Source organism: Diaphorobacter sp. LI3, assembly GCF_022807955.1.
GTDB lineage: Bacteria > Pseudomonadota > Gammaproteobacteria > Burkholderiales > Burkholderiaceae_C > Diaphorobacter > Diaphorobacter nitroreducens.
On sequence record NZ_CP094346.1, the window covers coordinates 1,452,781 to 1,479,748 of the forward strand.

Annotated in this window: 23 protein-coding genes; 14 read left to right on the top strand and 9 right to left on the bottom strand. The window is 68.5% G+C overall.

Annotation, left to right across the window (positions count from 1 at the left end; genetic code table 11):
- Positions 1–17: 17 nt before the first annotated feature.
- Together MRB47_RS06725 and MRB47_RS06730 are read left to right on the top strand one after the other, a co-directional pair.
- A complete protein-coding gene (locus tag MRB47_RS06725) occupies positions 18–1,226 on the top strand; it encodes a CaiB/BaiF CoA transferase family protein (protein ID WP_252102270.1) in 1,209 nt (402 codons plus the stop codon).
- A 96-nt stretch (positions 1,227–1,322) separates the two neighbouring features.
- Complete coding sequence (locus MRB47_RS06730; RefSeq protein ID WP_252102271.1) at positions 1,323–2,324, top strand: Bug family tripartite tricarboxylate transporter substrate binding protein; 1,002 nt, start codon at positions 1,323–1,325, stop codon at positions 2,322–2,324.
- 44 nt (positions 2,325–2,368) lie between these two features.
- On the opposite strand, the gene MRB47_RS06735 is transcribed toward MRB47_RS06730, so the two are convergent.
- The 4 genes from MRB47_RS06735 to dnaG all read right to left on the bottom strand — a co-directional run bounded on the left by MRB47_RS06735 (position 2,369) and on the right by dnaG (position 8,809).
- Positions 2,369–2,827 (bottom strand): methyltransferase family protein, encoded by a 459-nt coding sequence (locus MRB47_RS06735; RefSeq protein WP_252102272.1) that lies wholly within the window; start codon positions 2,825–2,827, stop codon positions 2,369–2,371.
- Positions 2,828–2,991: 164 nt separating this feature from the next.
- The gene (locus tag MRB47_RS06740) at positions 2,992–3,951 is read right to left on the bottom strand and encodes a ketopantoate reductase family protein (protein ID WP_252102273.1); all 960 of its coding nucleotides are present in this window, start codon (positions 3,949–3,951) and stop codon (positions 2,992–2,994) included.
- Between the two features lie 204 nt (positions 3,952–4,155).
- Positions 4,156–6,561 carry an RNA polymerase sigma factor RpoD gene (gene rpoD, locus MRB47_RS06745; RefSeq protein WP_252102274.1) on the bottom strand — a complete coding sequence of 802 codons (2,406 nt, stop codon included), beginning with the start codon at positions 6,559–6,561 and terminating at the stop codon, positions 4,156–4,158.
- A gap of 271 nt (positions 6,562–6,832) precedes the next feature.
- On the bottom strand, positions 6,833–8,809 hold the full coding sequence (dnaG, locus tag MRB47_RS06750) for a DNA primase (RefSeq protein ID WP_252102275.1): 1,977 nt from the start codon (positions 8,807–8,809) through the stop codon (positions 6,833–6,835).
- Positions 8,810–8,889: 80 nt separating this feature from the next.
- On the opposite strand from dnaG, the gene MRB47_RS06755 reads away from it, so the two are divergent.
- Both MRB47_RS06755 and MRB47_RS06760 read left to right on the top strand, forming a co-directional pair.
- Positions 8,890–10,536 (top strand): acyl-CoA synthetase, encoded by a 1,647-nt coding sequence (locus MRB47_RS06755; protein WP_252102276.1) that lies wholly within the window; start codon positions 8,890–8,892, stop codon positions 10,534–10,536.
- 59 nt (positions 10,537–10,595) lie between these two features.
- Complete coding sequence (locus MRB47_RS06760; protein ID WP_252102277.1) at positions 10,596–11,813, top strand: multidrug effflux MFS transporter; 1,218 nt, start codon at positions 10,596–10,598, stop codon at positions 11,811–11,813.
- 92 nt (positions 11,814–11,905) lie between these two features.
- Here MRB47_RS06760 and MRB47_RS06765 read toward each other — a convergent pair whose 3' ends face one another.
- Positions 11,906–12,958 (bottom strand): Ldh family oxidoreductase, encoded by a 1,053-nt coding sequence (locus tag MRB47_RS06765; protein ID WP_252102278.1) that lies wholly within the window; start codon positions 12,956–12,958, stop codon positions 11,906–11,908.
- A 432-nt stretch (positions 12,959–13,390) separates the two neighbouring features.
- Between MRB47_RS06765 and MRB47_RS06770 the strand changes: the two genes are divergently transcribed.
- The 3 genes from MRB47_RS06770 to MRB47_RS06780 all read left to right on the top strand — a co-directional run bounded on the left by MRB47_RS06770 (position 13,391) and on the right by MRB47_RS06780 (position 17,221).
- Positions 13,391–14,506, top strand: coding sequence for a TRAP transporter substrate-binding protein (locus tag MRB47_RS06770; protein ID WP_123675969.1), 1,116 nt, complete (start codon positions 13,391–13,393; stop codon positions 14,504–14,506).
- Positions 14,507–14,633: 127 nt separating this feature from the next.
- Positions 14,634–15,254 carry a TRAP transporter small permease subunit gene (locus MRB47_RS06775; RefSeq protein ID WP_011806256.1) on the top strand — a complete coding sequence of 207 codons (621 nt, stop codon included), beginning with the start codon at positions 14,634–14,636 and terminating at the stop codon, positions 15,252–15,254.
- A complete protein-coding gene (locus tag MRB47_RS06780) occupies positions 15,251–17,221 on the top strand; it encodes a TRAP transporter large permease subunit (protein WP_252102279.1) in 1,971 nt (656 codons plus the stop codon). The genes MRB47_RS06775 and MRB47_RS06780 overlap by 4 nt, the downstream gene beginning before the upstream one ends.
- Positions 17,222–17,256: 35 nt before the next feature.
- Here MRB47_RS06780 and MRB47_RS06785 read toward each other — a convergent pair whose 3' ends face one another.
- Positions 17,257–18,378, bottom strand: coding sequence for a substrate-binding domain-containing protein (locus MRB47_RS06785; RefSeq protein WP_252102280.1), 1,122 nt, complete (start codon positions 18,376–18,378; stop codon positions 17,257–17,259).
- A gap of 50 nt (positions 18,379–18,428) precedes the next feature.
- Here MRB47_RS06785 and MRB47_RS06790 point away from each other — a divergent pair, with 50 nt between their 5' ends.
- Genes MRB47_RS06790 through MRB47_RS06805 form a run of 4 tightly spaced genes read left to right on the top strand, consistent with a single transcriptional unit; the run spans position 18,429 to position 21,624 of the window.
- On the top strand, positions 18,429–19,166 hold the full coding sequence (locus tag MRB47_RS06790) for an ABC transporter permease (protein WP_011806253.1): 738 nt from the start codon (positions 18,429–18,431) through the stop codon (positions 19,164–19,166).
- Entirely contained in the window at positions 19,163–19,939 is a 777-nt protein-coding gene (locus MRB47_RS06795) for a phosphate ABC transporter ATP-binding protein (RefSeq protein WP_252102281.1), read from the top strand. Before MRB47_RS06790 ends, MRB47_RS06795 begins: the two co-directional genes overlap by 4 nt.
- Positions 19,936–20,760 (top strand): substrate-binding domain-containing protein, encoded by an 825-nt coding sequence (locus tag MRB47_RS06800; protein WP_252102282.1) that lies wholly within the window; start codon positions 19,936–19,938, stop codon positions 20,758–20,760. Before MRB47_RS06795 ends, MRB47_RS06800 begins: the two co-directional genes overlap by 4 nt.
- A 9-nt stretch (positions 20,761–20,769) precedes the next feature.
- Positions 20,770–21,624 carry a molybdate ABC transporter substrate-binding protein gene (locus tag MRB47_RS06805; RefSeq protein WP_252102283.1) on the top strand — a complete coding sequence of 285 codons (855 nt, stop codon included), beginning with the start codon at positions 20,770–20,772 and terminating at the stop codon, positions 21,622–21,624.
- 123 nt (positions 21,625–21,747) lie between these two features.
- Here MRB47_RS06805 and modC read toward each other — a convergent pair whose 3' ends face one another.
- The 3 genes from modC to modA form a co-directional block, all read right to left on the bottom strand.
- Positions 21,748–22,824 (bottom strand): molybdenum ABC transporter ATP-binding protein, encoded by a 1,077-nt coding sequence (modC, locus tag MRB47_RS06810; RefSeq protein WP_411275735.1) that lies wholly within the window; start codon positions 22,822–22,824, stop codon positions 21,748–21,750.
- A gap of 8 nt (positions 22,825–22,832) precedes the next feature.
- Positions 22,833–23,516, bottom strand: a complete 684-nt coding sequence (modB, locus tag MRB47_RS06815) for a molybdate ABC transporter permease subunit (protein WP_047349501.1) — start codon at positions 23,514–23,516, stop codon at positions 22,833–22,835.
- A gap of 91 nt (positions 23,517–23,607) precedes the next feature.
- Complete coding sequence (gene modA, locus MRB47_RS06820) at positions 23,608–24,369, bottom strand: molybdate ABC transporter substrate-binding protein (protein ID WP_252102285.1); 762 nt, start codon at positions 24,367–24,369, stop codon at positions 23,608–23,610.
- A gap of 140 nt (positions 24,370–24,509) precedes the next feature.
- Between modA and MRB47_RS06825 the strand changes: the two genes are divergently transcribed.
- The 3 genes from MRB47_RS06825 to MRB47_RS06835 all read left to right on the top strand — a co-directional run bounded on the left by MRB47_RS06825 (position 24,510) and on the right by MRB47_RS06835 (position 26,953).
- Positions 24,510–25,295 carry a TOBE domain-containing protein gene (locus MRB47_RS06825; protein WP_252102286.1) on the top strand — a complete coding sequence of 262 codons (786 nt, stop codon included), beginning with the start codon at positions 24,510–24,512 and terminating at the stop codon, positions 25,293–25,295.
- Positions 25,296–25,467: 172 nt separating this feature from the next.
- Positions 25,468–26,238: an ABC transporter ATP-binding protein gene (locus MRB47_RS06830; protein WP_088888483.1), complete on the top strand. Its 771-nt coding sequence runs from the start codon at positions 25,468–25,470 to the stop codon at positions 26,236–26,238.
- Between the two features lies 1 nt (position 26,239).
- The gene (locus tag MRB47_RS06835) at positions 26,240–26,953 is read left to right on the top strand and encodes an ABC transporter ATP-binding protein (protein WP_252102287.1); all 714 of its coding nucleotides are present in this window, start codon (positions 26,240–26,242) and stop codon (positions 26,951–26,953) included.
- Positions 26,954–26,968 lie beyond the last annotated feature (15 nt).

Below are 26,968 nucleotides of genomic sequence, written 5' to 3' on the forward strand. Positions count from 1 at the left end.
TTCTTCTTTGGGACACCATGAATTCCAACGCTTCCTCTTCTCCCCGGCTGCCCCTGGAGGGCCTGCGCGTGGTGGAGTTCACCCACATGGTCATGGGCCCCACCTGCGGCATGGTGCTGGCCGACCTGGGCGCCGAGGTCATCAAGGTCGAGCCCGTGGATGGCGACCGCACACGCCACCTGCTGGGCGCGGGTGCCGGCTTCTTTCCCATGTTCAACCGCAACAAGAAGAGTATCGCCATCGACCTGCGCAGTACCGCGGGGCTGGAGGTGGCCATCCGCCTGGCCTCGTCGGCCGACGTGGTGGCGCAGAACTTCAAGCCCGGCGTGATGGCCAAGTACGGCCTGGACTACGCGGCCCTGTCGCGCCTGAACGAGCGCCTGGTGTATGTGAATCACACGGGTTTCCTGCCCGGCCCTTACGAGCACCGCACGGCGCTGGACGAGGTGGTGCAGATGATGGGGGGGCTGGCCTACATGACCGGCCGCCCGGGCGACCCGCTGCGCGCCGGCAGCAGCGTGAACGACATCATGGGCGGCATGTTCGGCGCCATCGGCGCCATGGCGGCGCTCATGCAGCGCCAGCAGACCGGGCGCGGCCAGGAAGTGGATTCGGCGCTGTTCGAGAACAACGTGTTCCTCGTGGGCCAGCACATGATGCAGTACGCCGTCACCGGCCAGCCCGCCGCGCCCATGCCCGACCGCATCTCGTCCTGGGCGGTGTACGACGTGTTCAGCGTCAAGGACGGCGGCCAGATCTTCCTGGCCGCGGTGAGCGACGCGCAGTGGCAGACCTTCTGCGACGCCATGGGCTATGCCGACCTCAAGGCCGACCCGCGCTATGCCACCAACAACGACCGCGTGCGCGCGCGGCCCACGCTGTTGCCCGAGCTGCGCCAGCGCCTGGCCGCCCACACGGCCGATGCACTGGCGGCGGTCTTCGAGCGCCATGGCCTGCCGTTCGCACCCATCCTGCGGCCCGAGCAATTGTTTGACGACCCGCACCTCAACGCCACGGGCGGCCTGGCCGAGATCACCCTGCCCGACGGCGAGCGCGCGGGCGGCACCGCGCGCACCACGCTCCTGCCGCTGCGCCTGGACGGACAGCGCATGGGCGTGCGCCTGGACCCGCCGCGGCTCGGCCAGCACACGCAGGATCTGCTGGCAGGCCTGGGCTACACGGCCGACCAGGTGGCCGCGCTGCGCGCGTCCGCAGCCGTGGCCTGAGGGGGAGCAATCGGGCCACGACCTTGTGCATGCGTGGCCCGCCAATCCCTGAGTCCGCGCTTTCTGAGACCCCTATAAAAACCACCGGAGACACACATGCCCCTCGATGCACTCCCCGCACCCCGCCGCCTCACGCGCCGCCAGGCGCTGGCCTGGAGTGCTGCCCTCTGTGCGCCCGCGCTGGCGCATGCGCAGGGCCCCGGTGCGGCCGACCGGCCGCTGCGCGTGATCCTGCCGCTGTCGGCCGGCTCGGGCGCGGACGGTGCCATCCGCGCCATCCAGGCCAGCCTGTCCAGGGCGCTGGGCCAGCCGGTGGTGATAGAGAACCTGCCCGGCGCGGGCGGCATCACGGGCACCACGCAGCTCGTGCGCGCGCCCAAGGACGGCTCGGTGATCGGCGTGGTGTCCAACAACCACGTGGTGAACCCGCATGTGTACCCATCGGCGCCTTTCGATGCCATCGAGGACATCACGCCCATCACCGTGATCGGCGCCACGCCCTTCGTGCTCGTCGCCCATCCCTCGGTGCAGGCCCGGAACGCGCGCGAACTCATCGCGCTCGCCAAGGCCAAGCCCGGCGTGCTCAACTACGGCTCGTCGGGCAACGGCACCATCCTGCACCTGGGCGCGGCCATGTTCGTGGACCAGGCGCAGCTGGACATCAAGCACATCCCCTACCGCGGCATGGGCCCGCTGATGAATGACATCCTGGGCGGGCAGGTGCAGCTGGGCGTGGTGGCCGTGGCGCCGGCGGCCGCGCACATCAAGTCCGGCAGCCTGCGCGCGCTGGGCGTGACCACGGCTGCCCGCGTCCCCTCGCTGCCCGGCGTGCCCACCCTCGCCGAGCAGGGCCTGCCGCGCTATGAACTGGAGGGCTGGATCGCCGCCGTGGCGCCTGCCGGCGTGCCCCCGGCGGACGTGGCGCGGCTGTACTACGGCTTCAAGGCCGCGCTGGCCATGCCCGAGGCGCGCGACGCGCTGGTGGCGCAGGGTTATGAGATCAAGCTCACGCCGCCCGATGTTTCGGCCGCGTTCTTTCGCAGCGAACTGGCGCGCATGGGGCAGGTGGTGAAGAGCGCCAGCGTGAAGATGGACTGACTTTGCTATCGTTCAAGGAGCTGTCAGCGCTTGCTGGATAAGCGCTACAGCCACCTGCGCACCCTGGATCGATAGGCGCCAAACTCCGGCCCGAACTTCTGCGCCAGCACCCGCTCTTCCGGAACGATCTGAAAGCGCGTGATGTAGGCCACGAACGCCGCAACGCCCAGCAGCGCCAGCGGCGCACCCAGGTACACCGTCCATGCGAGCAGCAGGAGGGCGAGGCCCACGTACATCGGGTTGCGCGTGACGCGGTACACGCCGCCCACCACCAGCGCCGAGGCACCGCCCGGCCGCAGCGGGTTGACAGTGGTGCGCGCGCGCCGAAACGCGTGCAGGCCGGCCACGTCGAACGCCAGGCCCACCAGCGCGAGCAGGACGGCCGCCGCGGTGCGCGGCGCGCTGTCCGTCACGCCGCCGCTGGCCTGCGCGGTGAACCACATCGCCACGCCGGCAAGGGCGGCGACGAGCGGCGGAGGGATCTTGTGTTCAAGCCAGTGCATGGGTGTGGGCCGGCGGGCGCCCGGAGACGGAAAAAGTGGAGGGTGCACGCGCAGCCAGTGTAGGCCGGTCCCGAGGCGGCGCCCAGCCCGCGGTGCGGCGCGTCTGCGTTGTGGCGATTCAGGGTGTTTTTGGCCTCTAGCGCTTGCCTATCAAGCGCTGGCAGCTATGTTTTTTGATGGTCCTGGGGGCCATGCACGCCACTGGCCTCGGCCATGCGTACCAGCACCAGCAGCGCGCGGTTGACCGGCGTGGCGACACCCAGCGCGGCGCCGCGCTGCACCACGTAGCCATTCAGGTGGCCGATCTCGGTGGGGCGGCCCCGTGCCAGGTCCTGCGCGGTGGAGGACCGTTGGCCCGCCATGCTCTGCGCGATGCCGCGCACGGCCGCGTGGATGTCTGCGGGAAGGTGCACTCCGTCCGCCTGCACCACGGCCAGGCATTCGGCCACGACGTCGGCGATCACATCGGTCGCGCCGTCCTGCTGCACCACCCAGCCGTAGGGCTGCTGCACGATGGCCGACAGCGCGTTGTAGGCGCAGTTGATGACCAGCTTGGCCCACAGGGCGCTGCGCACGTTGTCCGACACCTCGGCGGGGATGCCCGCGTCGCACAGCTCCCGCGCCACGCGCGCGCTGGCGGGCGACGGGCCGATCACCAGCTCACCCCGCCCGAAGTGACGCACGTGCCCAGGCCCGGCCATGGCTGTGGCCACATACACCACGGCGGCCGCCACGGGGTGCGCCGCGCCCAGCACGGCGCGGGCGCGCTCGTCGTTGTCCACGCCGTTTTGCAGCGTGAGCACCAGCGCGCCCGGTGCCAGGTAGGGCTGCATCTGGCGCGCCGCTGCTTCGGTGTCGGTGGACTTCACGCACAGCAGCACCACGTCGGCGCCACGCACGGCGCTGGCATCGGTACTGGCCTCCAGTGGCACATGGGTGTCCTGCGTGGCGGTTTGCAGTCGCAGGCCGTGGGCCTGGATCGCCTGCACGTGGTCCGGGCGGCCGATGAGCGTGACCGCGTGGCCCGCACGCGCCAGCAGGGCGCCAAAGTAGCAGCCCACCGCGCCTGCGCCCATCACGGCGAAGCGCAGACGGCCGGTGTGCGAAGGGGTGTTCAGAGGCATGGCGGGCAGCTTTCAGGAAGGACGGGACGGCCATTGTCCACCGATCGGGCGTTCCATGTTTTGCTATCAAAAATATAGCTGCTGGCGCTTGCTGTATAAGCGTGAAAAGCCGATTTGGCTTGAAACCCTGACGCGCAATAAAAAACGCCCCGGCCGAGCGGCGGGGGCGTTGGCTGCGCGAGGTGTGCGCGGAAGATGCGTGGCTTACAGCGAGTCGATGAAGCTGCGCAGCTTGTCCGAGCGGCTCGGGTGCTTGAGCTTGCGCAGCGCCTTGGCCTCGATCTGGCGGATGCGTTCGCGCGTCACGTCGAACTGCTTGCCCACTTCTTCCAGCGTGTGGTCGGTGGACATTTCGATGCCGAAGCGCATGCGCAGCACCTTGGCTTCGCGCGGGGTCAGGCCGTCGAGGATGTCCTTCACCACGTCGCGCAGGCCGGCTTGCATGGCGGCGTCCACGGGTGCGGTGTTGCTGCTGTCCTCGATGAAGTCGCCCAGGTGGCTGTCGTCGTCGTCGCCGATGGGGGTTTCCATCGAGATCGGCTCCTTGGCGATCTTCATGATCTTGCGGATCTTGTCCTCGGGGATCTCCATCTTCGCGGCCAGGATGGACGCATCGGGCTCGAAGCCGAACTCCTGCAGGTGCTGGCGGCTGATGCGGTTCATCTTGTTGATGGTCTCGATCATGTGCACCGGGATGCGGATGGTTCGAGCTTGATCCGCGATGGATCGTGTGATCGCCTGGCGGATCCACCACGTGGCGTAGGTCGAGAACTTGTAGCCGCGGCGGTATTCGAACTTGTCCACCGCCTTCATCAGGCCGATGTTGCCCTCCTGGATCAGATCCAGGAACTGCAGGCCGCGGTTGGTGTACTTCTTGGCGATCGAGATCACCAGGCGCAGGTTGGCCTCGATCATCTCCTTCTTGGCGTCGCGCGAGCTGGCTTCACCCGCGTTCATGCGCTTGTTGATCTCCTTGAGCTCGGACAGCGGCACCACCACGCGCGCCTGCAGGTCCATCAGCTTTTGCTGCAGTTCCTGGATCGGCGGGATGTTGCGCTGCATCACGGCGCTCCAGGGCTTGCCGGCGGCGGCCTGCTTCTCGACCCACTGCAGGTTCAGCAGGTTGGCCGGGAAGTCCTTGATGAAGGTCTCCTGGGGCATACCGCACTTGTCCACGATGATGCGGCGCAGCTCGCGCTCCATCTTGCGCACGTCGTCCACCTGGGCGCGCACCATGTCGCACAGCTTCTCGATGGTCTTGGCCGTGAAACGGATGGTCATCAGCTCTGCCGAGATCTCGTGCTGCACCTTCATGTACGCGGGACCGCCGTAGCCGTCCTTGTCGTAGATCTTGTGCATCTTCTCGAACAGCGCGCGCAGCGTGTCGAAGCGGCGCAGGGCCTCGTTCTTGAGCTCTTCCAGCTTCTTGGTCAGCGCCTTGGAGCCGCCCTTGCCGTCGTCGTCGTCTTCCTCGTCGAACTCGTCGAAATCTTCCTCGGCCACGTAGTCGTCGGCCTCGTTGGGATTGGAGAAGCCGTCCACCACGGTGGAGATGACGACCTTGCCCTCGCGGATTTCCTCACCCATGTTGAGGATTTCGGCGATGGTGGCGGGCGAGGCGCTGATGGCCTCCATCATGTCCATCAGGCCGCCCTCGATGCGCTTGGCGATCTCGATCTCGCCTTCGCGCGTGAGCAGCTCCACCGTACCCATCTCGCGCATGTACATGCGCACGGGGTCGGTGGTGCGGCCGAATTCCGAGTCCACGGTGGACAGGGCGGCCTCGGCTTCTTCCTCGGCCTCCTCCACGGTGGTGGCCGTGGGGGTCACGTTGTTCTGGAACAGGGTTTCCGCGTCGGGCGTTTGCTCGTACACGGCCACGCCCATGTCGCCCAGCATGGCGACCACGACTTCCATGGTTTCGGCGTCCACCAGCTTGTCGGGCAGGTGGTCGGAGATTTCCACCTGCGTGAGGTAGCCGCGCGTCTTGCCCAGCGTGATCAGCTTCTTGAGCTGCGAGCGGCGCTTGGCCATGTCCTCTTCGGACAGCACGGTCTCGTCCAGGCCGAACTCCTTCATCAAGGCGCGTTCCTTGGCCTTGCTGATCTTCATGCGCAGGGGCTTGGCCTTCTCGACCGGGGCGGCTTCGGCGGCCTCAACCACCTCGGCCTCGGGCTCGCCTTCGAGGTCGGACTCGATGTCGGACAGGTCGGCGTCGTCCTCCAGGCCTTCTTCCTTGGCCTTGGGCTTGCGGCCGCGCTTGGCAGGGGCCTTGGCGGCAGCGGTGGTGCCGGCGGCCTTGGCGGGGCGGCCGGGCTTCTTCTTGGGCGCCTCTTCGGCGACTTCGGGCTCGGCAGCAGCCGCCTTGGCGCGCGTGGGCTTCTTCTTCAACAGTTCATCAGCGGCTTTTTTCAGCTCGGCAGCAGTTTTCGGCGTGGACACAGTCTTGACTTTCGGCGCAGCCTTGGGCGCGGCGGCAGCGGCCTTGACAGGGGCGGCTTTCGCGGGCGCCTTGGCGGCGGCTTTCACAGTGGTTGCGGCTTTGGAAGCGGCCTTCGCGGGGGTGCCAGAGGCAGACTTGGGCGACTTCGCGGACTTTTGAACGGGCATGGACAACCTCAAGGTCAAAAACGGACACACAAAGAAAACACAAGCGCCAAGGAACCCGGCGCGGGCAGGCACGGCGACGGCAAGGGCCTTCGCGGTTTGAGGGGAAAACCCTCAGGGGCAAGATGTCTGGGCGAACATTTGGTGTGCAGTCCTTGCGGTGGGGGAGGGCGGTGGTGCGCGTTTGTCACGGTCGCCTGGTCCGGAGGTGCTGCTGTCGCTCTTGCCGACAAACCGTACATTATACCGGCGCAGCAAAATTCAAGGGGCTTTGTCAAGCCCCCGAGGTCATTTTTGTAAGCCCCTCTTCCAGCGCGCGGCGGCGCTCCTGCAATTGCCGGTAGCGCTCGATGGCCGCCGGGTCCTGCGAGGCCGCGGCGATCAGGGCGTTCTGCTGCAGCTTGATGGCTTCGATGAGCATGCGGTTGAGCAAGCCACGCAGTTCGGCGCGCAACTCGGTCTCGTCCCCCTCGGTCTGGGCGTGGGAGCCAGTCATCACCCGCTCGGCCAGGGCCTGGCAGTCATGGCCTGCCAAGGCCTCGCGCAGCACCGCCCAGGACTGGGGTCCGTGCTCGTGCAATTGCCCTTCCAGCCAGACGAACAGCGCGCCGTGCGGCGCGGGCTGGTCGCACAGCAGCGTGTGATCTTCGTGCGACAGCTCTTCGAGGAACTCCATGTGCGACAGCAGCAGGCGCGCGGCATGGTCGGCACGCCCCGTGAGGGGGCGGCGCGGCAGCGGCGGCTGTGGGGGGCGCTGCTCTTCGCGGCGCCAGCGCCCGCCCTTCCATTCGCCGCCCTTGCGCCAGCGGCGTGCGGGCTCGCCACCGGCGGGGCTGCCGTATTCCATGCCCGGCGGTTCCTGCCCCCAGGGCGGCTCGTCGCCGAAGGGGGCGCCGTCGTGCGCGGGCGGGTGCGCGGCGGAGCCGGTGCGCGGGCTGTCCTGCGCCCAGAGCTGGGCCAGATCCGGCGCGGGCAACTGGCCCAGTTCACCCAGCTCGGTCAGCAACTGGCGCTTGAGCGCGCCGTCGGGTAGCGCTGCCCACAGCGGGCGCGCGTTGCTCAGCATGTGGGCGCGGCCCTCGGCCGTTCCCAGGTCGCAGCCCTCGCGCGCAGCCTCCAGCAGGAAGCGCGACAGCGGCACGGCGTCGCCCACATGGCGCGCGAACGCCTCCGGCCCATAGGCGCGCACGAAGCTGTCGGGGTCGTGCTCGGCCGGCAGGAAGAGGAACTTCACGCTGCGCGTGTCGCTGGCGTAAGGCAGGGCGCCGTCCAGCGCCTTGCGCGCCGCGCGCCTCCCGGCGGCGTCGCCGTCGAAGCTGAACACCACCGTGTCGGTGAAGCGAAACAGCTTGTGCACATGCTCGGGCGTACATGCCGTGCCCAGCGTGGCCACGGCATTGGGAAAGCCCAGTTGCGCCAGCGCCACCACGTCCATGTAGCCTTCGGTGACCAGGGCGTAGCCGTGTTCGCGGATGGCGTTGCGCGCCTCGTACAGGCCGTAGAGCTCGCGGCCCTTGTGGAACACCGGGGTTTCGGGCGAATTGAGGTACTTGGGCTTGTCGTCGCCCAGCACGCGCCCGCCAAAGCCGATGCACTCGCCCTTGACGTTGCGAATGGGGAACATCACGCGGTCGCGGAAGCGGTCGTAGCGCTTGCCGTCTTCCTCGTTCACGATCACCAGGCCGCTTTCCTCCAGCAGCGGGCTGTCGTACTCGGGGAACACGCTGGCCAAGCCCCGCCAGCCCTCCGGCGCGTAGCCCAGTCCGTAGCGCTTGGCCACCTGGCCTGATACGCCCCGGCCCTTGAAATACTGGACGGCGCGCGGCGACTCGCGCAGGTGGCGTCGCCAGGCGTCGCCGGCCTTCTCCAGCACGTCGGTCAGCGTGGCCTGCTTCTGGCGCTGGGCGGCGGCGCGTTCGCGGTCCTGAGGCGAGGTGTTCTCGTCGTCGGGCACCTGCATACCGATCTGCTGGGCCAGGTCCTGCACGGCCTCGCGAAAGCCCATGCCCGCGTGGTCCATGAGAAACCCGATCGCATTGCCGTTCTTGCCACAGCCAAAGCAGTGGAAGAACTGCTTGGACGGGCTGACGCTGAATGAGGGCGATTTTTCCCCGTGGAAGGGGCACAGGCCCATGAAGTTGGCGCCGCTCTTCTTGAGCTGCACATAGCGGCCGACCACATCGACGACGTCAACGCGCGCAAGCAACTCCTGGATGAACGACTGGGGGATGGACACCGGGGTATTTTCCATCAGCCCGCCGTCAGCTGGCTTTGCTCTAATGAATGGGTCTTGCATTCCCGGCCTGAACAAGAAACAAAGGAGCCCCGCACGTGACCAGCATGTACGACCAGAATCTGCCGCGCACCGAAGCCAACCATGCGCCGCTGTCGCCCCTCTCCTTCATCGAACGCACGGCCGAGGTCTACCCCGACCGCCTGGCTATCGTGCATGGCGAGCTGCGCCAGACCTGGGGGCAGACCTACGCGCGCTGCCGCCGCCTGGCCAGCAGCCTGCGCCGCGCGGGCATCGGCAAGAACGACACCGTGGCCGTGATGCTGCCCAACACCCCGCCGATGGTGGAGGCGCACTTCGGCGTGCCCATGGCGGGCGCGGTGCTCAATGCGCTGAATACCCGGCTGGACCCGGAGACCATCGCCTTCATGCTGGACCACGGCGAGGCCAAGGCGGTGATCGTGGACCCCGAATTCGCCCCCGTGATGGCCAAGGCGCTGGCGCTGCGCCAGTCGCAGGCGCCGCTGCTGCTCATCGACGTGGAAGACGCCGTGTACGGCCCGGCCGCGCAGCGCCTGGGCACGCTGACGTACGAGGCCTTCCTGGCCCAGGGTGACGCGCAGTTCGCGTGGGAACTGCCCGGCGACGAGTGGGACGCCATCGCACTCAACTACACCTCGGGCACCACGGGCAACCCCAAGGGCGTGGTCTACCACCACCGCGGCGCGCACACCAATGCCGTCAGCAACGTGCTGGAGTGGGACATGCCCAAGCATGCCGTCTACCTCTGGACGCTGCCCATGTTCCACTGCAACGGCTGGTGCTTTCCCTGGACGGTGGCGGCGCGCGCGGGCGTCAATGTGTGCCTGCGCCGGGTCGAGGCGCAGGCCATCTTCGACGCCATCCGCAACCACGGCGTCACACACTACTGCGGCGCGCCCATCGTGCATGGCCTGCTGGTCAACGCGCCTGCGGCGATGAAGGAGGGCGTTCCCGCGGGCGTGAAGGCCATGGTGGCCGGGGCAGCGCCGCCGGCCTCGATGATCGAGGGCATGGAGCAGATGGGGTTCGACCTGACCCATGTGTACGGCCTCACGGAGGTGTACGGCCCGGCCACCGTCTGCGCCAAGCACGCGGCCTGGGACGCGCTGGACATCGGCGAGCGTGCGCGCCTCAATGCCCGCCAGGGCGTGCGCTACCACCTGCAACGCGCGGCCATGGTGCTCAACCCAGACACCATGGAGCCCGTGCCGCACGACGGCGAGACCATGGGCGAGATCATGTTCCGCGGCAACATCGCCATGAAGGGCTACCTGAAGAACCCCAAGGCCACCGAGGAGGCCTTCCGTGGCGGCTGGTTCCACAGTGGTGACCTGGCGGTGCAGTACCCCGACGGCTACATCAAGATCAAGGACCGCAGCAAGGACATCATCATCTCGGGCGGCGAGAACATCTCCTCCATCGAGGTGGAGGACGTGCTCTACCGCCACCCCGACGTGCTGGCCGCCGCCGTGGTCGCCAAGCCCGACCCCAAGTGGGGCGAGACGCCCTGTGCCTTCGTTGAGCTGAAGGCGGGCGCGCAGGCCACGCCCGAGGACATCGTGGCGCACTGCAAGAAGCACCTGGCCGGCTTCAAGGTGCCGCGCGCCGTGGTGTTCGGCGAACTGCCCAAGACCAGCACCGGCAAGATCCAGAAGTTCGAACTGCGCAAGCAGGCGGGATCGGCCGCGGCCATCGACGTCTGACGTCCGCCGAGGGCCGGCGGCGGCGGCCAGCGCCACGGCCTGGCTGCTAACCTTCCGCGATGCGCGCGTCCCCTTCGCCTTCTGCCGGCGCACCCCCGCTGTGGCTGCTGGTGCTCATCACCCTGAGCGGCACCCTGGCCATGCACATGTTCGTGCCCGCGTTGCCCGACGCGGCGCGCGCGCTCGGCGTGGGGCCCGCGGCGGTGCAAGCCACGATCAGCATCTACATCGTCGGGCTGGCGCTCGGGCAACTGGTCTACGGCCCCTTGTCCGATGCGTTGGGACGGCGTCCCCTGCTGCTGGGCGGGCTGGCGCTGTACGCGGCGGGAAGCATCGCTGCCATGCTGTCGCCGACCGCACCGGCCCTGATCGCTGCGCGGTTCATCCAGGCGCTGGGCGGCTGCGCCGGGCTGGCGCTGGGGCGCGCCATGGTGCGCGACACCAATGGCCCGGTGGAGGCCGTGCGCACCCTGGCACTGCTCAACTTGATGATGATGGTCGGCCCCGGCATGGCGCCGCTGGTGGGTTCGGGCCTGGTGGCGCTGGGCGGCTGGCGGGCGGTGTTCGTGGCACTGGCCTTGGCCGGTGTGGCGACGCTGCTGCTTTCCTGGCACAAGGTGCCCGAAACGGGTACGCCCACGGGCCGTGTGAGCCCGGGTCGGCTGGCACGCGCCTACGCCGCGCTCTTGCGCTCGCCCACCTTCGTGGCCTATGCGGTGGGCGGTGGTTGCGCGACCACGGCGGTGTATGCCTTCATCGCGGCGGCGCCGTTCATCATCACCGAGCAGTTGGGGCACCCGCTGCGCGACGTGGGCATTGCCCTGGGCGTGGTGATGGTGGGCATGGCGATCGGCAATGCGCTCACGCGGCGCCTGGCACTGAGCATGCGGCTGGGCCGGCTGCTGGTCTGGGGCAACGCGGTGAGTGTGGCCTGCGCGCTGGTCTTTCTGGCGCTGGAGCTGCTGGGCCACCTGACGCTGGAAGCCACCGTGGGGCTGATGCTGCTGTTCGTGCTGGGTGCCGGCATGGCCAGCCCGGCGGCGCTGTCCAAGGTGCTGACGGTGGATGCGCGCCACGTCGGCGCGGCTGCCGGGTTATACGGTTTTGCGCAGATGGCGCTGGGCGCGCTGTTCACCCTGCTGGTGGGCTGGGGCTCCAACCCGGCGCTGGCCTCGTCCTGCGTGCTGCTGGGCGCGGCGCTGGTGGGGCAGGGGTGTCTGCAGTTCGCGCTGCGGCGCGAGAAGCGGGCGCGCGGCGAGCGGGTGCGCGGCGAGTAGACGGGGTTCCCGGAGTAAGACCCGAATGCTATTGTTTTAATAGCTATTAGCGCTTATTAATTGGGCGTTGCAGACCCATTTGATTCAATTTTCTAAATTGGCCCGTCGGCGAGGCGCTGCAGCTCGGCCCAGGTGGTGGCAGGCAGCGGTACGCCGTCCTTCAGCGACCGCGCGCGCTGGCGGTAGCGGCGCTCGCCGGGCTGGCGCGTCTGGCCCGCGGCCGCCATGGCCTGCACCAGGTCTTCGCAACGCTGCGCAAAGCTGCGGCCCGCGCTCTTGGCTGGGTCGATGGCGATGATCAGCTCGCCCGTCCAGGGCGTCTGTGCGCCGGGGTGGGCGCTCCAATCGAACTCGAACGAGAAGTTGCCGCCCGTGAGCGCGGCCGCGAGCAGCTCCACCATCATCGACAGGGCCGAGCCCTTGTAGCTGCTGTGCACGCCGCCGAAAGGCAGCAGCGCGCCGCCGTCCAGGATGGCGCGCGGGTCGTTCGTGGGCTGGCCGTGGCGGTCCACGCCGTGGCCGTCGGGCAGCAGGCGGCCCTCGCGCGCGGCGATTTGCACGTCGCCGTGGGCGATGGCGCTGGTGGCCAGGTCGAACACCAGCGGCTCATGGCCCGCGCGGGGCGCGGCGAAGGCGATGGGGTTGGTGCCGAAGAGCGCCGTGGTGCCGCCACTGGGCACCACGCAGGCCATGCTGTTGACGAGCGCCAGCGCCACCAACCCGTCGTCAGCCAGCGGCTCCACGTCGGGCCACAGCGCCGCAAAGTGGTGCGAGTTGCGGATTGCCAGCAGCGCCACGCCGTTCGCGCGCGCCTTGGCCACCAGCGCCGAATAGGCGGCCCGGTAGGCGGGTTGGGCGAAGCCATTGCCGGCATCCACCGCCAGGTAACCGGGTGCCACATCCTCCACACGCGGCACGGCGTGGCCGTCCACCCAGCCGCTGGCCAATGTCGACAGGTAGCCGGGGATGCGGAACACGCCATGGCTGTGCGCGCCGTCGCGTTCGGCGCTGGCGCAGTTGTGGGCCAGCACGGCGGCCACTTCGGCGCTGGTGCCATGCCGCTCGAAGATGCGCGCGAGCGTGCCGCGCAGGTCATCGAAAGGCACGTGCTGGACGTCGCCGCTGGCGGTGTGAGAAAGGGGCATGCAGAGGTCTCCTGTGTGGGGCGCGTAAGTGGTGTGCAGGGGGGTCTTGCTTCCAAAAGCATAGCTTCTCGCGCTCTCCCACTATGGGGTTAACGGTGTTTTTGCTTCAATCTTCGCATGATCCGCCCCGCTGGGGCGCGTGTGGTGCGCATGCCGCTAAATGCCGAGTGGGTCCTGCGTGCTGCGCCGCAGTAATTGCAGGGCCATACCCCACCACCATGCTTCGCAATTCGTAGCGCCCTGCGCCAGATATGCACGGCATTGCACAGGTGCGGTGCGCTGGAGCTGCGCAGGTGTGCACTGCGCAAAAAGCGGCGGAACGCCGTGGTGGGGTGCGCGATGCTTCGCGTAAACCCTCTTTGGCGTGCGTTTGCAACCCGCCAAAGATACGGGTCTGGATTGTCCAGGCATCCCAATCAAGGAGTGAAGTAGATGACAGAGCAGACCAAGACCCCAGGCCGCCGAAACCTACTCAAGGGTGCTGCGGTTGCCGCGGGAGCCATGTCCGTGCCCATGATCAGCACGGCCCAGACCACGGTGTTCCGATTCCAGAGCACCTGGCCCGCCAAGGATATCTTTCACGAGTTCGCGGGAGACTTGGCCAAGAAGATCAACGACATGGCGGGCAGCCGCCTGAAGATCGAGGTGTTGCCCGCGGGTGCCGTGGTGCCGGCTTTCCAGTTGCTGGATGCCGTGGCCAAGGGCACGCTGGACGGTGGCCACGGCGTGGTGGCCTACTGGTACGGCAAGAACCAAGCCGTGGCGCTGTGGGGCTCGGGCCCGGCCTTTGGCCTGGATGCCAACGGCGTGCTCGCGTGGCATTACTACGGCGGCGGTAAGGAGCTGCTCGACGAGATCTACAAGAGCCTGAACCTGGACGTGGTCTCCAAGCTCTACGGCCCCATGCCCACGCAGCCGCTGGGCTGGTTCAAGAAGCCGGTGGCACGCGTGGAAGACCTCAAGGGCCTGAAGTTCCGCACCGTGGGGCTGGCGGTGGATGTGTTCACCGAGATGGGCGTGGCCGTGAACCCGCTGCCCGGCGGCGAGATCGTGCCCGCGCTGGACCGCGGCCTGCTGGATGCGGCCGAGTTCAACAACGCCTCCAGCGACCGCGTGCTGGGCTTTCCCGACGTGGCCAAGAACTGCATGCTGCACAGCTTCCACCAGTCCAGCGAGCAGTTTGAAGTGCTGTTCAACAAGAGCAAGTACGACGCGCTGTCGTCGGAGCTGAAGGCGGTCATCGACTACGCCGTGCAGGCCGCCAGCGCCGACATGAGCTGGAAGGCCGCCGACCGCTACGCCAAGGACTATGCCGAGATGCAATCCAAGCAGGGGGTGAAGTTCTACAAGACGCCGGACGCCATCCTGCGCGCGCAGTTGGCCGCCTGGGACAAGGTCACGACCAAGAAAGCCGAAGAGAACGCCATGTTCAAGAAGGTGATGGACTCCATGCGCACCTTTGCGCAGAGGAGCGGCCGCTGGAAGAACGACACCGACGTCGACTTCAAGATGGCCTGGAACCACTATTTCGCGCAGCGCAAGAGCTGATGCCGCGGCAGGCCCGGCGGGCCTGCCTTTCATTCTGACGAGGGCCGGGGGCACGCGCAGGCGGTGCCGCCCGGGCCAGCGTGTATCCGTTCATTGCCCCGCGGGGCCGCAGCGTTCTCTTCCAGCCATGCAAAAACTCTTACTCGGCATCGATGCCGTGTCCACCTTCATCGGCAAGGCGGCGGCCTGGGCCGTCGTGGGCCTGACGGCCCTGATCTGCTGGGAGGTCTTCTCGCGCTATGCGCTGAACAACCCCCATGCCTGGGTGCTGGACGCACAGATCATGCTGTACGGCACCATGTTCATGCTGGCGGGCGCCTACACCCTGGCCAAGAACGGCCACGTGCGCGGCGACGTGCTGTACGGCTTCTTCAGCCCACGCGTGCAGGCCGGGCTGGACCTGCTGCTCTACATCCTGTTCTTCCTGCCGGGCGTGCTGGCCATGACCTGGGCCGGCTGGACCTATGCGCAGGAATCGCTGGCCATCCGCGAGCAGACGTTCTCCGCCACGCCGCTGCCGCTGTACCCCTTCAAGTTCGTGATCCCCCTGGCCGGCGCGGTGCTGCTGCTGCAGGGGCTGGCGGAGATCGCGCGCTGCGTGATCTGCCTGCGCCAGGGCGCGTGGCCCCGGCGCGGCGAGGACGTGGAAGAGGTGGACGTCGAGAAGCTCAAGGAGATGGTGCACGTGAACGACAGCGACCTGCAGGTGCCGGCTCCCGCATCCGCCGCACAGGGGGGCAAGCCATGAAGATGCGCAAGGAACTGTGGTTCGGCTTTGCCATCATGGCGCTGGTGGTGGCCGGCGCCGTCGGGATGCTGCTGGGCGTGGAGACCGTCACGCGCGGCCACCTGGGCTTGCTGATGCTGTCGCTGGTGGTGGTGGCCATCATGGTGGGTTTTCCCACCGCGTTCACGCTCATGGGCATGGGCATGATCTTCACCTGGCTGGCGTACGACCGCGACATCACGCGCACGCTGGACCTGATGGTGCAGGCGGCTTACAAGAGCATGGCCAACGATGTGCTCATCGCCATCCCGTTGTTCGTGTTCATGGGCTACCTGGTCGAGCGGGCCAACCTGATCGAAAAGCTTTTCAAGAGCCTGCACCTGGCCATGGCGCGCGTGCCGGGTTCGCTGGCCGTGGCCACGCTGATCACCTGCGCCATCTTTGCCACCGCCACGGGCATCGTGGGCGCGGTGGTCACGCTGATGGGCCTGCTGGCGCTGCCGGCCATGCTGCGCGCGGGCTACAGCACGCCCATGTCGGCCGGCGCGATCACGGCGGGTGGCTGCCTAGGCATCCTGATTCCGCCGTCGGTGCTGCTGATCCTGTATGGCGCCACGGCGGGCGTATCGGTGGTGCAGCTGTACGCGGGCGCCTTCTTCCCCGGCATCATGCTGGCGGGCCTGTATGTGATGTATGTGATCCTGATGGCCAAGCTCAAGCCGGCCTGGGCGCCGCCGCTGTCGGCCGAGGAGCGGCAGGTGGTGCTGCCGGCCATGACCGCCGCGCTGCCCGCCGAGACGCGGCAATACGCCCCCGCGCGCTTGCTGGATGCCCTCAAGGGCAAGCGCAATGCGCAGGTACCCACGGCCTATGTGCTGCGGCAACTGGCACTGGTGGTGATGCCGGGGCTGCTGTTCGTACTGCTGGCCACCAGCAGCTGGCGTGCGGTCACCACGGTGTCGGTGGAGGAGGCGTACGGCATCCAACCCATCGGCTTCAACGACAACTCGCCCCGGGTGGCGTCGGAGTTTGGCTTGCAGGAGCCGCCGGTGGAGGGCGGTCTGCAAGAACCGCCGCAGGAATCCACGGGCCTGCAGGAGCCTCCGGGCGCGGACAGTGGTGCGCTGGCCGAACCCCCCGGCGCCGAGCCCGCGCAGTCCGCCCCATCCGCCCCATCCGCGGTGGGGGAGCCGCCTGGCTCCACCGCAGGTGCCACGCCCCAGGCTGCCACGCAACCCGCGCCCACCTGGTGGTGGGTGATGTTTGGCGTGCTGGGTGCGGCCACCGCGCTCTTCTATCTGTTCCTGAGCTTCGCGCGGCTGGAAATCTTCAAGATGCTGCTGGGCTCGTTCTTCCCGCTGCTGACATTGATCATGGCCGTGCTGGGCTCCATCGTGTTCGGTCTGGCGACGCCGACCGAGGCGGCGGCCATGGGGGCGTTCGGCGGCTTCGTGCTGGCCGCGGCCTACAAGCGCCTGAGCATGGATGTGGTGCGCGAGTCGGTGTACCTCACGGCCAAGACCTCGGCCATGGTGTGCTGGCTGTTCGTGGGCTCGGCCATCTTCTCCGCGGCCTTCGCGCTGCTGGGGGGGCAGGAGCTCATCGAGCAGTGGGTGCTCTCCATGAACCTGAGCAAGATCGAGTTCATGGTGCTGTCGCAGGTGGTGATCTTCCTGCTGGGCTGGCCGCTGGAGTGGACGGAGATCATCGTGATCTTCATGCCCATCTTCATCCCGCTGCTGAGCCACTTCGGCGTGGACCCGCTGTTCTTCGGCCTGCTGGTGGCGCTGAATCTGCAGACGGCCTTCCTGTCGCCGCCCGTGGCCATGTCGGCGTTCTACCTGAAGGGCGTGGCGCCGCCGCATGTGACGCTCAACCAGATCTTCCTGGGCATGCTGCCGTTCATGGGCATCCAGGTGCTGGCGATCGTGCTGCTGTATGTGTGGCCGCAGATCGGTCTGTGGCTGCCGCAACTGCTCTACAAGTGATGCCGGGCCGGGGACTGCGGTCCCGCCTCATGGCGTCAACGCGCCGCGGCCCTGCGGCGCGTGAAGTTCCACCACGGCAGCACGCGGCTCATGGCCAGCACTTCGCCGCAGTGCATGGGCGCATAGCCGGGCATGGCAGCCATGCGCCGTTGCCAGGCAGGGGTCTGCAGCAGTTCGCGCAGCGCGCGCGTGGCCGGCTGCTCCAGTGAGGACTTCAGGCAGGCCAGGTGGTAGCGCTCGTACACCAGCGGCACGAAGTCCAGCCCGCGCGCACGCGCCGCCAGCTCGATGCCCATGCCCACGTCGGCACTGCCGGCGGCGATGGCCTGCGCCAGCGCGGCGTGCGAGGGCTCATCGCGGTCGTAGCCCTCGATCTCTGCGGGTTCCAGGCCCGCCTGCGCGAGCAGGTCGGTCAGCAGCACCCGCGTGCCCGTGCCCAGCGGGCGGTTGACGAAGCGCGCGCCCGTGCGCGCCACGTCCGCCAGCGAGGTCAGGCCCAGCGGGTTGCCGCGCGCCACGATCAGGCCCTGCGCGCGGCGCGCGAAGCCGATCACCTTGTGCAACCCCGGCTGCAGCAGCGGGCGGTAGGTCTGCGCGGCCAGGGTGTCCATGCCCGGCTCCTCCAGCGTGTGAAAGCCGGCGATGGTGCACCGCCCTTCGTTGAGTGCGCGGATCGCGTCCACGCTGCCGGTGAAGCGGATGTCCAGATGCAGCGCGCCGCCCTGGCCCGCGTGGGCGGGCGCGGTGGCGAACGCACGCAGCACGGACAGCGCATCGTCGTGGCTGGCATACAGCGTGAGCACGTGGGCATGTTCGTCGAACGCCACGGCGAACGCGCGTTCCAGATCGGCGCGCAGCGCCTCGATCTGCGGCGCCAGCCGCGCCTGTGCCTGGCGCTCGGCCCACAGCAGCTTGGTGCCGAATTCGCTGAGCTGGGCGGACTGGCCCTTGCCCCAGATGATGAGCTCGCTGCCCAGTTGTGCTTCCCAGCGCTTGAGTGCGCCCCACACGTGGCGGTACGACAGGTCCAGCGCGCGCGCCGCGCCCGAGATGGAGCCCTGCTGCGCCACGGCCTGCAGCATGTCGAGCAGGGGATTGCGGATCAGCGCGTCGTCCGCGTCGCGGTCGAGCGTGTAGTGGAGTTGGATCCTATGCACAAGTTTTCATATCGCCGGGTATTGGATTGCTGCATACGATAGCCCAACCCATGTCCACAATGACCCAGAGCGTCGCCACGGCGCTGCACCTCATCACCTCCGCCGATGCCGCCTTGTGGACCATCGTCGTGCGTTCGCTCGCCGTGAGTGCCACGGCCTGCCTGCTCGCCTGCGGCGCGGGCGTGGTGCTGGGGGCATGGCTGGGCGTGGCGCGCTTTGCCGGGCGCGACGCGGTGCTCGCGGTGCTCAATACCCTGCTGGCCGTGCCCTCGGTGGTGGTGGGCCTGGGCGTGTACCTGCTGCTGTCGCGCACCGGCCCGCTGGGCAGCCTGGGCTGGCTGTTTTCTTTCAAGGCGATGGTGCTGGCGCAGGCGCTGCTGGTGTTGCCCGTGGTCACCGCGCTTACGCGCCAGGTGGTCGAGGACGTGGACCGCCTGCATGGCGAGCAGTTGCGCTCGCTGGGCGCCGGCACCCTGTTGCGTGCCCTGTTGGTGGCCTGGGACGAGCGCTATGCGCTGCTCACGGTGCTGATCGCCGCATTCGGCCGCGCCATCTCGGAGGTGGGCGCGGTGATGATCGTGGGCGGCAACATCGACGGCTTCACGCGCGTCATGACCACCGCCATCGCGCTGGAGACCAGCAAGGGCGATCTGCCGCTGGCGCTGGCGCTGGGCCTCGTGCTGCTGGGCGTCGTGTTGTTGCTCAACGTGGGCATTGCGCTGCTGCGCCGCTGGCGTGAACGCGTGGATGGTGCCGCCGTGGGCGGCCTGGCCGGGGTGGGGGCATGAGCGCGCTGCCGTCACCTGTCCTCCCCGGGGAGGAGAGCCCGGGCGACGTTTCCACCATCGAGCCGCCGTTGTTTGCACTGCGCGAGCTGTCCGTGCGCTACGGCGCGGTGCAGGCGCTGGACGGAGTCAATCTGCGTGTGATGCCCGGCGAGCGCGTGGCTCTGGTGGGTGCCAACGGCAGTGGCAAGAGCACGCTGCTGCGCGCATTGCACGGCCTGGTGCGCCCCAGCGCGGGACAGCTGCGCCGCGACGGCGCGCCGCGCGTGGCCATGGTGTTCCAGCGGCCTTTCGTGTTGCGTACCAGCGCGCTGAACAACGTGGCGCTGGGATTGTGGCTGCGCCGGGTGCGCTGGCAGGAGGCCTGCGCCCAGGCCGCCGTGGCGCTGCACCGCGTGGGGCTGCAGGACATCGCGCGGCAGAACGCGCGCACCTTGTCCGGCGGGCAGCAGCAGCGGCTGGCGTTTGCGCGCGCCTGGGCCCTGCGGCCCGACGTGCTGCTGCTGGACGAGCCCACCGCCAGCCTGGACCCGCATGCCAAGCGCGAGATCGAATCGCTGATGGCCGACTTCGCCGCCAGCCACGGCAGCGCTGGCCCCGATCAGCCGGTGACCATGCTGTTCAGCAGCCACAACCTGGGACAGGTCAAGCGCCTGGCCAGCCGTGTGCTCTACCTGGAGCACGGGCGCGTGCTGGCGGACCTGCCCGTGCACGATTTTTTCAACGGCCCCCTGCCCGAGGCCGCCCGTCTGTTCGTCAAAGGAGAAATGGCATGAAGAGTTACAAGCGTTTTTGGCCCCTGGCGCTTACCCAGACTGCGGTAGCAGCTATTGCTTTGGTAGTTTATGGCAGCGCTGCGGCACAGGCCATCACGATGGCGTCGACCACCTCGACCGAGCAGTCGGGCCTGTTCACCCACCTGCTGCCGGCCTTCAAGCAGGCCACCGGTATCGACGTGAAGGTGGTGGCGGTGGGCACCGGCCAGGCGCTGGACATGGCGCGCCGCGGCGACGCCGACGTGCTGTTCGTGCACGACCAGGTGGCCGAGGAGAAGTTCGTGGCCGACGGCTGGGGCGTGAAGCGCTACCCGGTCATGTACAACGACTTCATCCTCGTGGGTGGCAAGGCGGATGCTGCCGGCACCAAGGGCAACGACATCGCCGCCGCGCTCAAGAAGATCGCCGCGGCCAACGCGGAGTTCATCTCGCGCGGTGACAAGAGCGGCACCCATGCAGCCGAGCTGCGCTACTGGAAGATCGCCACCGAGGGCGTGAAGGGCAGCGGCTACAAGGAATGCGGGTGCGGCATGGGCCCGGCGCTGAACATCGCGGCCTCCAGCGGTGCGTACGCGCTGACGGACCGAGGCACCTGGCTCAACTTCAAGAACCGCGACAACCTCGCGGTGCTGGTGGAAGGCGACAAGCGCCTGTTCAACCAGTATGGCGTGATGGTGGTGAACCCCGCCAAGCACCCGCATGTGAAGCAGGCTGAGGCGCAGAAGTTCGTGGACTGGGTGGTCTCGCCCGCGGGCCAGAGCGCCATCGCCGGCTACAAGATCAACGGCGAGCAGCTGTTCTTCCCCAACGCCAACCCGTAAGGCCATGCCATGGACCGCCGTTCCTTGCTCTGCGTGGCCGGCGTGGCCGCAATGGCTGCCGTGTTGAGCGGTTGTGCCCAGCCTGGCGGCACAGCAATGGGTGCAAGCACGCCGTCCGCGGGCATGGGCGCGGCCACGAACGTGACCGTCTATGCCGCCGGCAGCTTGCGCGAGGCCTTCACCGAGATTGCCCGTGAGCACGAGGTGCGCACGGGCCAGAAGGTGGCATTGACCTTCGGGGCGTCCGGCCTGCTGCGCGAGCGCATCGAGTCCGGCGAGCCGGCCATGGTATTCGCCTCCGCCGATACCGAGCACCCGCAGCGCCTGGCGCGCGCGGGCGATTGGGGCGCGTCGCAGGTGTTCACCCGCAATGCCCTGTGTGCACTGGCTGCGCCCGGCGTGCCGGTGACCACGGCCAACCTGCTGGACACGCTGCTGCGCGCCGACATGCGGCTGGGCACCTCCACGCCCCAGTCGGACCCGTCGGGCGACTATGCCTGGGAGCTGTTTCGCCGGGCAGAGCAGGTACGCCCCGGCGCCTTTGCGCGGCTGGAGGCCAAGGCGCTGCAACTGACCGGCGGGCCCACCTCGCCCAAGGCGCCACCCGGTCGCGGCACCTATGCCTGGGTCATGGCCGAGGGGCGGGCGGACGTGTTTCTGACCTACTGCACCAACGCCGTTTCTGCCCAGCGCGAAGTGCCGGCGCTGCAGGTGGTGCAGGTGCCGCCAGAGCTGCAGGTGGCTGCGGCTTATGGGCTTACGGTGCGTCGCGGTGCGCCCCAGGCCGCGCTGGACTTTGCCCAGACCCTGATGGCCGAGCCCGCGCAGCGCGTGCTGCGGCGCCTGGGATTTGCCGCGCCCTGAGCGGCGAGCGGCACGGCTTCACCATCGCGGGGGGTGAACTTGGCGATGGGTGGGCGCACCTGCGTGCCGCGGCATGGCTGGTCTAGATGACGTGTAGCGCCGTGCGTCCGGTGAGGGATCGCCTCAGTCCACCAGCGCGACGCCTTTGACCTGCGCAAACACCTCATCGCCCACGGCCAGCGCCAGCGTGCGGCAAGAGCGCAGCGTGATGCGCGCCAGCAGCGTGGTGCCCGCCGCGTCCAGCGCCACCAGCACCTGGCCGGGACCGTCGTCGGCCAACTGCGTGATGCGTGCGGGCAGCAGGTTCAGGATGCTGCTGTCCGCCGCGCGGGTGCGCGCCAGGCTCACGTCGCGCGCCAGCACGCGCAGACGCACGCTCTCGCCCACGGCGCGCGGGCGGCCGCTGGCCAACTGAATCTGCCCGCCGTCGATGGCCACGGTCAGCAACTGGTCGTGCGCGTCGTGCGCCAGCACGCGGCCCTGCACCAGCGCCGCGGCGGCGTCGCCGTGCGCCAGGGGCAGGTCCAGCCGCGCCATCAGCTCGGCCGTGGGGCCCTGGGCCGTGACGCGGCCGGCCTGCAGCAGCACCAAGTGGGAGGCCAGCCGGGCCACCTCGTCGCTCGAGTGGCTCACGTAGAGCACGGGAATGTCCAGGCTGCGCTGCAGGCGCTCCAGGTAGGGCATGACCTCGGCCTTGCGCGCGGCATCCAGTGCAGCCAGGGGCTCGTCCATCAGCAGCACGCGCGGGCTGGTGGCGAGAGCCCGCGCAATGGCCACGCGCTGGCGCTCGCCGCCCGAGAGGGTGTGGGGCATGCGGGGCAGCAGGGCGCCCAGGCCCAGCAGTTCCACCGCCTGCTCCAGCGACACGCGGCGGCGTGCGGGCGGCTGGCGGCGCAGGCCGTATTCCATGTTGCGGCGCACGTCCAGGTGCGCGAACAGGCTGGCCTCCTGGAACACATAGCCCAGCGCGCGCTGGTGCGTGGGGCGCCACTGGCCGGTGGCGTCGTCCTGCCAGACTTCGCCGTTGACCTGCACGCTGCCGCGCGCGCGGTCCAGCCCCGCCAGCGCGCGCAAGCAGGTGGTCTTGCCGCAGCCCGAGGGGCCGAACAGCGCCGTCACGCCATGGCCCGGCAGCGCCAGCTGCACGTCCAGCGTGAAGTCCGGCCGCGCCAAAGACAGCCGGGCGTGAATGCCGTTCATTGCGCCCGTCATCGCCCCCCCCGGGGCTGCAGCCAGTGCAGCAGCATGAGCACGATGAACGAGAACGCCACCATGCCGCCGGCGAGCCAGTGCGCCTGGGCGTACTCCAGGGCTTCCACATGGTCGTAGATCTGCACCGACACCACGCGCGTCACGCCGGGGATGTTGCCGCCCAGCATGAGCACCACGCCGAATTCGCCCACCGTGTGCGCAAAGCTCAGGATGGCGGCCGTCACGAACCCGGGGCGCGCCAAGGGCAGGGCGACACTGAAGAACCGGTCCAGCGGGCTGGCGCCCAGCGTGGCCGCCACCTCCAGCGGCCGGCGGCCCAGCGCTTCGAAGGCGCGCTGCAGCGGCTGCACGGCGAACGGCAGCGAATACACGAGGGAGCCGACGACCAGCCCCGGGAAGGTGAACGGCAGCCGTCCCAGGCCCAGCGCCTCGGTCAGCTGCCCGATGGCGCCGCCTGGCCCCATGCTCACCAGCAGATAGAAGCCGATCACCGTGGGCGGCAGTACCAGCGGCAGCGCCACCACGGCCCCCACGGGGCCGCGCCAGCGCGAGCGCGTGTGGGCCAGCCACCAGGCCAGCGGTGTGCACAGCACCAGCAGCAGCACGGTGGTGACGCTGGCCAGCTGCAGCGTGAGCCAGATGGCGGCCCAGTCGTCAGGGCCGATCAGGGGTGTGTTCAATGCTATGAAAACAAGAGCTGTTGGCGCTTGATTTATCTGGTTTGTCAGTCGGAATGGCTGGGAAATGCCCCGCCATCATGCGCAAGGCGCTTCAAAAATCATAGCCGTAGGCACGGATGACGGCGCGCGCTTTCTCGCCGCGCAGGTACTGCATGAGCGCGTCGGCCGCGGGGTTGCCCTTGCCCCGCTGGAGCACGATGGCGTCCTGGCGGATCGGTGCGTGCATGGTGGCGGGCACGACCCAGGCCGAGCCTTCGCGCAACTGGCCGTTCTCCATCACCTGCGAGAGCGCCACGAAGCCCAGTGGCGCGTTGCCCGATGCGGCGAACTGGTAGGTCTGGCCGATGTTCTCGCCCGTGACCACGCGTGGCTGCACCTGCGCCGCAAGGCCCAGCTTGTCCAGCGTCTGCATCGCGGCCAGGCCGTAGGGCGCCAGCTTGGGGTTGGCGATGGCGATGTGCTTCCAGTCGCCGGTGCGCAGTACCTGGCCTTCGGCATCCACATAGCCGGGCTGCTTGCTCCACAGCACCAGCCGGCCGATGGCGTAGGTGAAGCGCGTGGCGCCGTTACCCAGGCCCTCGCGGGCGATCTTCTGCGGCGTGGCGTCGTCGGCCGCCAGCAGCACCCCGAACGGCGCGCCGTTGGCGATTTGCGCGTAGAACTTGCCCGTGGCGCCAAAAGACAGCACGGCCTTGTGGCCCGTGTCCTGCTCGAACTGCGCGGCGATCCGTTGCATGGGCGCGGTGAAGTTGGCGGCCACGGCCACCGATACCTCACCCGCGTGCGCTGCCGGCAGCAGGGCAGCGGCAGCCAGAGCGGACCACAGGATGGAGCGGACAGGGAAACCGGACATGAGAGGACCTCGTTATTCCATTTGTGAATAGCGGGAAGTATAGCTACCCAACCGTGCATGCCGTTTGCCGTTTGCCGTTTGCCGTTTGCAGCATGCCGCGTGCGCCCCAAGCGCCTTGGCGCCCGTGCGCGCAAGGCGGCATGATCGCGCCCATGCAGCATTCCGTATCGTTCCTCGACGCCCTCGGCCATGGCATGGCCGACAAGCGCATCGACATCCTGCGCCAGATCGGGCAGGGCGGCTCCATCTCCCAGGCGGCGCGTGCCGTGGGCGTCAGCTACAAGGCCGCGTGGCAGGCGCTGGATACGCTGACCAACCTGGCCGGCGCACCGTTGGTGGAGCGCGTGGTGGGCGGAGTGGGCGGCGGCGGCGCGCGCCTCACGCCCGCGGGGCGGCAGTTGCTGGAGGCGGCCGATGCGATGCGGCAGGTACGCGCCACGGTGCTGGCCGGGGTGGGCGAGGGCGGCGGCGCACAGGCGGTCGCCGCGCGGCTGGCGGTGCGCACCAGCATGCGCAACCAATGGCCCTGCATCGTGCAAGGCATGCAGGCGTGTGGGCAGATCGTGCGCGTGCATCTGCGTGGGGCGGGCGACGCGGCGCAGCTGCAGGTGTTTTCGCGCATCACGCGCGAGAGCGCCGAGCTGCTGGGCCTGCGCCCGGGCGTGCCCGTGCAGGCGCTGTGCAAGGCCACGGCCGTGCGTGTGCTGGCTGCGGCACGCGCGCCTGCGCCGGGTGCCGCCAATCACTGGGCCGCGCGGGCCGCGCGCGTGTCGCGCGGCGAGTTGGGGGACGAGGTCGCGGCGCAGTTGGAGGCGGGTATGCAGATGGTGGGATTCGCTGCCGCGGGATCGGGGCTGCGCGTGCGCTCGCGTGTCGTCATGGTGGCCGAGGAGTCGGCCATCGTGATCGCCGCCGAGAGCGCATGAATGACCCGCAAGGCCCCGTGTTGGCCGGGGGCATGAAGCGTTCCTACGTAGGCGTTTATACATAGGCATTTCTCCCAGTTATGGCGCACGGGGTGGCACTTTAGGATGCGGTGCAACATAAACATGGAGACGGTCTGTGTCGCGCACCCCGCGCGGCACGTGCCTGATGACAATGAGCGACGTCATACTGCAAACATCCCGCCTCACCAAGGAATTCAAGGGCTTCACCGCGGTCAGCGATGTGAATCTGAGCGTGCGCCGCGGGTCCATCCACGCATTGATCGGACCCAACGGCGCAGGCAAGACCACCTGCTTCAATCTGCTGACCAAGTTCCTGGAGCCCACGTCGGGCACCATCCATTTCAACGGCCACGACATCACGCGTGAGCATCCGGCGCAGATCGCGCGGCGCGGCGTGATTCGCTCGTTCCAGATCTCGGCGGTGTTCCCTCACCTCACGCTGATGGAGAACGTGCGCCTGGGCCTGCAGCGCAAGCTGGGCACGAGCTATCACTTCTGGCGCAGCGAGCGCAGCCTCAGCCAGCTCAACGACCGTGCGGTGCAACTGCTGACCGAGGTCGGCCTGCAGGAGCTGGCCGACGAGGTCACGGTGAACCTGCCCTATGGCCGCAAGCGTGCGCTGGAGATCGCCACCACGCTGGCCATGGAGCCCGAACTGATGCTGCTGGACGAGCCCACGCAGGGCATGGGCCACGAGGACGTGGACCGCGTCACTCAGCTCATCAAGAAGGTTTCCGCGGGCCGCACCATCCTCATGGTGGAGCACAACATGAAGGTCATCTCGACCATCGCCGACCGCATCACGGTGCTGCAGCGCGGCGCCGTCCTGGCCGAAGGGCCCTACGAAGAAGTCTCAAAGAATCCGCAAGTCATGGAAGCGTACATGGGCACGACCGACGGCCAACTGCAGGGGGCGCACTGACATGGCCGGCACCCCCGCACTGGAAATCCGCAATCTCGAAGCCTGGTACGGCGAATCGCACGTGCTGCACGGCGTGGACATGGTCGTGCAGCCCGGCGAGGTGGTCACGCTGCTGGGACGCAACGGCGCGGGCCGCACCTCCACCATGCGCGCCATCATGGGCCTGACCGGCGCACGCAAGGGCTCGGTGAAGATCCACGGCGTGGAGACCATCCACCTGCCCACACACCGCATCGCGCACCTGGGCCTGGGCTACTGCCCCGAAGAGCGCGGCATCTTCTCCAGCCTGTCGTGCGAGGAGAACCTGATGCTGCCGCCCGTGCTCAAGACGGGCTCGCCGGGCATGTCGATCGACGAGATCTACGCCATGTTCCCCAACCTGGCCGAGCGCAAGAACAGCCAGGGCACGCGCCTGTCGGGTGGTGAGCAGCAGATGCTGGCCGTGGCCCGCATCCTGCGCACCGGCGCCAAGCTGCTGCTGCTGGACGAAATTTCCGAAGGCCTGGCGCCCGTGATCGTGCAGGCGCTGGCACGCATGATCATCACGCTGCGCGAGAAGGGCTACACGGTGGTGATGGTGGAGCAGAACTTCCGCTTCGCCGCGCCGCTGGCCGACCGCTTCTACGTCATGGAGCACGGCCAGATCGCCCTGCAGTTTGGCGCCGACGAGCTGGAGGCCAAGATGCCCGTGCTCAACCAGTTGCTGGGCGTCTGACCGACCCCTTTCCCA